This window comes from Streptomyces sp. NPDC127038, from assembly GCF_042725875.1.
GTDB lineage: Bacteria > Actinomycetota > Actinomycetes > Streptomycetales > Streptomycetaceae > Streptomyces.
Genome location: NZ_JBHXDQ010000091.1, coordinates 24,394 through 31,684, shown reverse-complemented (window position 1 = coordinate 31,684; position 7,291 = coordinate 24,394). Strand labels below are relative to the sequence as shown.

Here is a 7,291-nt window from a genome sequence, read left to right as displayed (position 1 = left end):
CGACGAGAGCCACAGACATGGAAGCTGGTTCGTGGCCGTTAACGCAACCGGCCCGGGTGTGCTGGGTCACAGCACACCCGGCCCGGTGCGGTTCGGCCGGCGCGGTCCACGCGGAGGCGGTCACCCGCTCCGGTGGGACGACGTCACTTGGTCCAGTCGGCCCAGGACATGTTCCAGCCGTTGAGGCCGTTCGCGGGGTCGACCGTCCTGTCGTGCGAGTGCTTCACGACCACCACGTCGCCGATCATCGAGTGGTCGAAGAACCACGCCGAGGGCACCGAGCTGTCGTAGCCGCCGCGCACGTCGCGCAGACCGACGCAGCCGTGGCTGGCGTTGAAGTTGCCGAAGGCGCCGCCACCCCAGTAGTTGCCGTGGATGAAGGTTCCCGAGTCGGTCAGGCGCTGGGCGTGCGGCACGTCCTTGATGTCGTACTCGCCGCCGTAGCCGACCGTCTCACCGTTCATACGGGTGACCTTGAGGCGCTCGCTGATGACCATCTGGCCGTTCCAGGTGTCGTAACCCGGCTTGCCCGTCGTGATCGGGATGGTCCGCAGGACCTTGCCGTCACGCTTGACGACCATCTTGTGGGTCTTGGCGTCGACCGTGCTGACCTGGCTGCGGCCGATCGTGAACTTCACGGTCCTGGCCTGCTTGCCGTAGACGCCCGGCCGGCCCTCGACCCCGTCGAGGTTCATGGTGACGGTGACCTTCGTCCCGGCCGCCCAGTAGTGCTCGGGGCGGAAGTCGAGACGGTCGTTGCCGAACCAGTGGCCCTCGACGTCGACCGCGGGCTCGGTCGTGAAGGTGATGGCCTTGCGGACGGCGTCCGGGTGCGTGATGCCCCGGGTGAAGCGGATCGAGAAGGGCATCCCGACGCCGACCTTGGAACCGTCCTCCGGCTGGTAGATGCCGACGAACGTGTTCTTCGGCGTCAGCGTGGTGAACGCGGCCTCCTCGGCCGCCTCACGTCCCGCCGCGTCCTTGGCGACCGCGTGGACCTTGTACTTGGTCGCCGCGGCGAGGTGGGTGGAGGGCGTCCAGGTGGCGCCGCCGTCCGTGATGGTGCCCTTGACGGCGTTGCCCTTGGTGTCCTGGACCTCGACCGCGGTCAGCTTGCCCTTGGCCGCCGTCACCTTGAGGGCGCCACTGGTCTTCACGTCGGCCGCGCCGTCCTTCGGCGCGATGGTCACCACGGCCTGCGAGGCCTTGGTGTCCGTGCTGGTGGCGCTCTTGCCCTTGCCGTCACCGGAGCCGGACCCCTTGTCCGAACTCCCGCCCCCGCCGCAGGCGGTCACGGCGAGCATCAGAACTCCCAGCAGCAGCGCCAGGATTCCCTTGCTCGTGCGTGTCCGCGCGCCAACCGACGCCCCCGATATCGGTCGCCCGTTCAAAATTGTCTCTCCCCTCGCACGGCCTGATCAGGCCCGCACTCCAGCGCGTCCCACGCGCGTATCGCGCTAATTAATCACACGGCCAGGAGCGATGGATCCCCGGGAAGGTCACCGTTCAGTCCCAAACTTCGGCCGTACGGGGCGCGGCTGGAGTCCGCCGTGCGCCTGCCGCAATATCGGGCTACTTCACCGCCCCGCCCGATTTCCACGCCTTCCAGCCCATGTTCCAGCCGCCGAGCCCGTTGTCGGGGGCGACGGTCTTGTCCTTGCTGTGGACCACCTCGATGACGTCCCCGACGAGGCTGCGGTCGAAGAACCAGCCCGCCGGGGTGTCCGAACTCCCGCCCTTCACGTCCCGCAGGCCCACGCAGCCGTGGCTCACGTTGGTGTGGCCGAAGGCGTCCGGCGCCCAGTAGTTGCCGTGCAGGAAGGTCCCGGAGTCGGTCAGGCGCATCGCGTGCGGGACGTCGGGGATGTCGTACTCGCCGCCGAAACCGACGGTCCGGCTGTTCATCCGGGTCACTTCGAGCATCTCGGAGACGACCATCTTCCCGTTGTACGTCGTCGTCTTCGGCGCCCCTGCCGTGATCGGCACCGTGGCCACGAGGTTGCCGTCGCGGCGCACCTCCATGGTGTGGGCGCCGGCGTCGACGAGGGACGTCTGGTCGCGGCCGACGGTGAACGAGAAGGTCCTGGACTGGAGTCCGTAGACCCCCGGCGCCCCTTCGACGTCGCGGAGCCTGAGCGCCACGGTGACCTTGGTGCCCGGTTTCCAGTACCGCTCGGGACGGAAGTCGACCCGGCCGCCGCCGAACCAGTGCGGGCGGATCTCGACGGCCGGACGCGCCTCGACGTGGATGGCGCGCTCGACGGCGGCCCGGTTGCGGATCTCCCGGTTGAACTCCAGGGAGACGATCATCCCGGTGCCGACGACGGACCGGTCCTCGGGGGTGACGTAGCCGATGAACCGTTCGTCGGGGACGGCGGTGGTGAACGTCGTGTGGCGGGCCGAGCGGTGCCCGGATCCGTCCAGCGCCACCGCGTCCACGGTGTACTTGGCCGCCAGCGCCAGCCGGGCGTCGTCCGGCTTCCAGGACAGGCCGTCCTCGCTGATGTGCCCGGGCACGGGCGACTCCTCGGCGTCCTGGGACTTGACGACCTTCACGGACTCCAGGCGCCCGTCGGGCACCCGTACGAGCAGGGTCTCCTTCGGGCGTACGCCCTTGCTGTTGTCGTCGGGCGAGACATGGATGGCGTCCTGGGGCGAGCGTGGTTTCCCGAACGCCTCCCCGATCCCCCCGGAGATCCCTCCGGAAGAGCAGCCGGAGGCTCCGGCGAGCAGGCCGGCCCAGGTCAGTACGGCGGCCAGCGCGGCCCCTGCGCGCCGCGCGCGCGTCTGTACGTGCTTCACAAGGGACCCAACGACGCCGCCCCTCCCGGGAAACGTGAGTGCGAGCCACGCTCTGGGCAGAACAGTGGGGAGGACGACGCGCCAAGGAGCCGCGGCCGGGACGCCGTGCACCCTTTTCCGTGACGTTCCACGAGCCGTGGGAGGCTGACCGGTGTCGAGCGCACCCGAGCAGGAGGCGGTCCACGACGGACGCGCCGCGGGCGGCGGACTGCCCGCGCAGACCGTCACGGACCCGGCGGGGCCGTCCGCCGCCGCGCCCGCGACGGCGGACCCCGCGGTGGAGCCGGCCGCACCCGCGCTGAACGGTTCACGGCACCCGGCGGCGCCGGCCGTGACCGCCTGGCCCGGTGCCCCGACACCGCTCGGCGCACGCTTCCGGGTGGGTCCCGACGGCACCACGGGCACCAACTTCGCGCTGTGGGCGGGCGGCGCGGAGGCCGTCGACCTGTGCCTCTTCGACGAGGAGGGCGCCGAGACCCGCGTCCCGCTGACCGAACTCACCCACGAGATCTGGCACGGCTTCGTCCCCGGAGTGCTCCCCGGACGCCGCTACGGCTTCCGGGTGCACGGCCGCTGGGACCCGTGGACCGGCGCCCGCTGGAACCCGGCGAAGCTGCTGCTCGACCCGTACGCCCGTGCGGTGGACGGCGACTTCACGCTGCCGCCGGAGGTGTACGGGCACGTCCGCGACTGGCCCCAGCAGCAGGTCGCCGACACCGTCCGCGACGACCGCGACTCGGCGCCCCTGGTCCCCAAGGGCGTCGTCGTGCAGGACGACGACGACTGGTCGGACGACCACCGCCCCAAGACCCCCTGGGCGGACTCGGTCATCTACGAACTCCACGTGCGGGGATTCACCCGTCTGCACCCCTCGGTCCCCGAGGAACTGCGCGGCACGTACGCGGGACTCGCGCACCCGGCCGCGATCGAGCACCTGGTGAACCTCGGGGTGACGGCGGTGGAGCTGCTGCCGGTGCACCAGTTCGCGCACGAGGACCACCTGCTGCGCCGGGGCCTGAGGAACTACTGGGGCTACAACTCGATCGGCTACTTCGCCCCGCACGCCGCCTACGCGGCCTCCGGCACCCGGGGCCAGCAGGTCGGCGAGTTCAAACGGATGGTGCGCGCCCTGCACGCGGCGGGGATCGAGGTCATCCTCGACGTGGTCTACAACCACACCGCGGAGGCGGGCGAGCTCGGCCCGATGCTGTCGCTGCGCGGCATCGACAACCGGGGGTACTACCGGCTCCAGTCGGACGCCCGCCGCTACGCGGACTACACCGGCTGCGGCAACACCCTGCACGTCGTGCAGCCGCAGGTGCTGCGGCTGATCACGGACTCGCTGCGCTACTGGGTCACCGAGATGGGCGTCGACGGCTTCCGCTTCGACCTGGCGGCGGCCCTGGCCCGGTCCATGCACGACGTCGACATGCTGTCGCCGTTCCTCGCCGTCATCGCCCAGGACCCGGTGCTGCGCCGGGTCAAGCTGATCGCCGAGCCCTGGGACGTGGGCTCAGGCGGCTACCAGGTCGGCGCGTTCCCGCCGCTGTGGACGGAGTGGAACGACCGCTACCGCAACGCCGTACGGGACTTCTGGCGCGGGGCGCTGCCCGACGTGCGGGACCTCGGCTACCGCCTGTCGGGGTCGAGCGACCTGTACGCCTGGGGCGGCCGGCGCCCGTACGCCTCCGTCAACTTCGTCACCGCGCACGACGGTTTCACCCTGCGCGACCTGGTGTCGTACGAGCGCAAGCACAACGAGGCGAACGGCGAGGGCAACCGGGACGGCACGGACGACAACAGGGCCTGGAACGGCGGGACGGAGGGCGAGAGCGGGGACGAGGGCCTGCGGGCGCTGCGCCGGCGCCAGCTGCGGAACCTGCTGACGACCCTGCTGCTGTCCACCGGGGTGCCGATGCTGGTCGCCGGGGACGAGTTCGGGCGCACCCAGCGCGGCAACAACAACGCCTACTGCCAGGACAACGAGATCAGCTGGGTCGACTGGTCGCAGCTGGACGACCCGCACTGGCGGGCGCTGTTCGAGCTGACGTCCCGGCTGATCGCGCTGCGGCACGCGCATCCGGTGCTGCGGCGCCGGGCGTTCTTCTCCGGTCGGGCCCACTCGGCGGACGGGCTGCGGGACCTGGCCTGGTTCACCGCGCGGGGCACGGAGATGACGGAGCGGGACTGGTACGCGCCCGCCGCGACCCTCGGCATGTATCTGTCCGGGCGGGACATCCCCGGCCGGGACGCGCGGGGCGCGCCGGTCGTCGACGACAGCTTCCTGGCCGTGCTGCACGCCGGGGACCGGCCGGCCGCGTTCGAGCTGCCGGGGGCGCCGTGGGCCGACCGGTACGAGGTGGTCGTGGACACCTCCCGCGAGGACCAGTCCGGGGCACCCGCGCTCACGCACCGGGCGGGCACGGCGATCACGGTGCCGGCCAGGTCCGTGCTGCTGCTCAAGGTGCTCGGCTAGCGCGGGGCCGCGGCCGCCGGGCGGCGGAGGTCATACCGGCCGGCTGCCCGGCGGGGTCGGTCACGCGGGGCCGTGGCCGCCCGGCGCGGACGGTCGGCCGAGGATGCCCCGCTCGTACGCGGTCGCCACCGCCGCCGCGCGGTCCTTGACGCCCAACTTGCCGTACACATGGGTGAGATGGGTCTTCACGGTCGCCTCGCTGATGAACAGTTCGCGGGCGATCTCGCGGTTGGACGTGCCCCGGGCCACCAGGACGAGCACCTCGCGTTCCCGGGCCGAGAGGGACTCGACGGCGGAGGCGGGCGCGCGCACGGCCGAGACCAGGCGGGAGGCGACGGCCGGGGACAGCACGGTCCGGCCCTCGGCGGCGGCCCTGACCGCCGTGAACAGGTCGTCGCGGGGCGCGTCCTTGAGCAGATAGCCGGTGGCGCCCGCCTCGATCGCGGGCAGGGTGTCGGAGTCGGTGTCGTACGTGGTGAGGACGAGGACCCGGGCACGGCAGCGACGCCTGGTCAGTTCGGCGATGGCGTCCACTCCCCCGCCGCCCGGCATCCTCAGGTCCATCAGGATCACGTCCGGGTCGAGGGCCGCGACCCGTTCGACGGCCTCGACCCCGTTCGCCGCCTCGCCGACGACCGTGAAGCCGGGAGCGGAGGCGAACATGCCGCGCAGGCCGTCGCGTACGACGGGATGGTCGTCGACGATCAGCAGCGAGATGGGGGCGTCATCGGTCATGGCGCACCAACGGTACGCGAGCCGACAGCGCCGTGCCGTGGCCCGGTTCGGACTCCACGGCCAGGTGCCCCGCGATGCGTTCGGCGCGGGCGCGCATGCCGTCGAGGCCGAATCCGCCGGAGCCGGTGCGGGCGGGGACGGCGATCGGGTCGAAACCGCGGCCGTCGTCGCGGACGTCGAGGGTGACCTCGTCGCCCATGAAGCTCAGCGTCACCCCGACCCGGGTGGCCGCCGCGTGCCGGGCGGCGTTGGAGAGGGCCTCCTGGGCGATGCGCAGCAGGGTGGCCGCGACCTCGTCGTGGAGCTGTTCCGCGGTCCCGGTGACGGTGAACTCCGCTCGTACGCCGTTGCGTTCGCCCCACTCGGCGACCGTCTTCTTCAGCGCCTCGGGCAGACCGTCGTCCGCCAGCGCGACCGGGGCCAGGTTGTGCACCGAGCGGCGGGCCTCGCCGAGGCTGTGCCGGGCGAGCGCCGAGGCGCGTTCGAGGTGGACGCGGGCGACGGCGAGGTCGGGTGCGTTCGCCACGACCTGGAGCTGGGCGATGATGCCGGTCAGGCCCTGGGCGATGGTGTCGTGGATCTCCGCGGCCAGCCGGCGGCGCTCCTCGGCGACCCCGGCCTCCCTTGCCTGGAGCAGGAGTTGGGCGTGCAGGGCGACGTTCTCGTCGAGGGCCTGCTGGAGCGCGGCGTTGGTGCTTTCGAGTTCGGCGATGGTCTCGGTGCGCTCGCGGACCCGCTGCGCCTCCTGGGTGGTGAGGTGGGCGACGACCATCTGCAGACCGGAGTTGGCGGCCAGGAGACCGGCGAAGACGATCCACTGGGTCCCGCTCCCGAACGGCATCCCGCCCGCCTGGGCACCGGCCACGGTGACCGCGCTCGCGAACAGTCCGAGCCGCTGCCACCTGCCCGGTATCAGTTCGTCGGCGTCCATGTAGCCGCAGGCCGCGTAGAACGCGAAGAACGGGGTGATCCAGGTGAGGGCGAAGGCGATGGCCCACCGGACGGCGTAGTAGGCCGTCCCGGCCCGGGACGGCGTCCGGCCGCGGCCGGACCGGCGGGGACGGGTGCCCTGCCACCACAGCTGGAGCGCGACCCCCGCGCCGGCCAGGGCCCAGGCGGCATACCACTTGGCCGGAGCGGCGTGCGGATCGGCGGAGGCGACCGCGAGGACGACACTGACGCCCAGGAGCCCGTAGGGGCCCCAGGTGTGGAGCTGTTCCCAGCGTCGGTCGAGCTGTCGGTCCGTCACGGTCATGGGCCCAGTCTGCACGGCCGGCC

Annotated in this window: 5 protein-coding genes; 1 reads left to right on the top strand and 4 read right to left on the bottom strand. The window is 72.0% G+C overall.

The genetic code is table 11. The features are described 5' to 3' along the window. Nucleotides 1-143: 143 nt before the first annotated feature. Both ACFWI4_RS37880 and ACFWI4_RS37875 read right to left on the bottom strand, forming a co-directional pair. Complete coding sequence (locus ACFWI4_RS37880; protein ID WP_387205816.1) at nt 144-1,391, bottom strand: Ig-like domain-containing protein; 1,248 nt, start codon at nt 1,389-1,391, stop codon at nt 144-146. 181 nt (nt 1,392-1,572) lie between these two features. Beyond that, nucleotides 1,573-2,802, bottom strand: a complete 1,230-nt coding sequence (locus ACFWI4_RS37875) for an Ig-like domain-containing protein (RefSeq protein WP_387205814.1) — start codon at nt 2,800-2,802, stop codon at nt 1,573-1,575. 151 nt (nt 2,803-2,953) lie between these two features. On the opposite strand from ACFWI4_RS37875, the gene glgX reads away from it, so the two are divergent. Next, nucleotides 2,954-5,278, top strand: a complete 2,325-nt coding sequence (gene glgX / locus ACFWI4_RS37870; RefSeq protein WP_387205812.1) for a glycogen debranching protein GlgX — start codon at nt 2,954-2,956, stop codon at nt 5,276-5,278. A 60-nt stretch (nt 5,279-5,338) separates the two neighbouring features. Here the strand turns inward: glgX and ACFWI4_RS37865 are convergent, their stop codons facing one another. Both ACFWI4_RS37865 and ACFWI4_RS37860 read right to left on the bottom strand, forming a co-directional pair. Continuing rightward, nucleotides 5,339-6,013, bottom strand: a complete 675-nt coding sequence (locus ACFWI4_RS37865) for a response regulator (protein WP_387205810.1) — start codon at nt 6,011-6,013, stop codon at nt 5,339-5,341. Beyond that, on the bottom strand, nt 6,003-7,268 hold the full coding sequence (locus ACFWI4_RS37860; protein ID WP_387205808.1) for a sensor histidine kinase: 1,266 nt from the start codon (nt 7,266-7,268) through the stop codon (nt 6,003-6,005). Before ACFWI4_RS37860 ends, ACFWI4_RS37865 begins: the two co-directional genes overlap by 11 nt. Nucleotides 7,269-7,291: the final 23 nt, after the last annotated feature.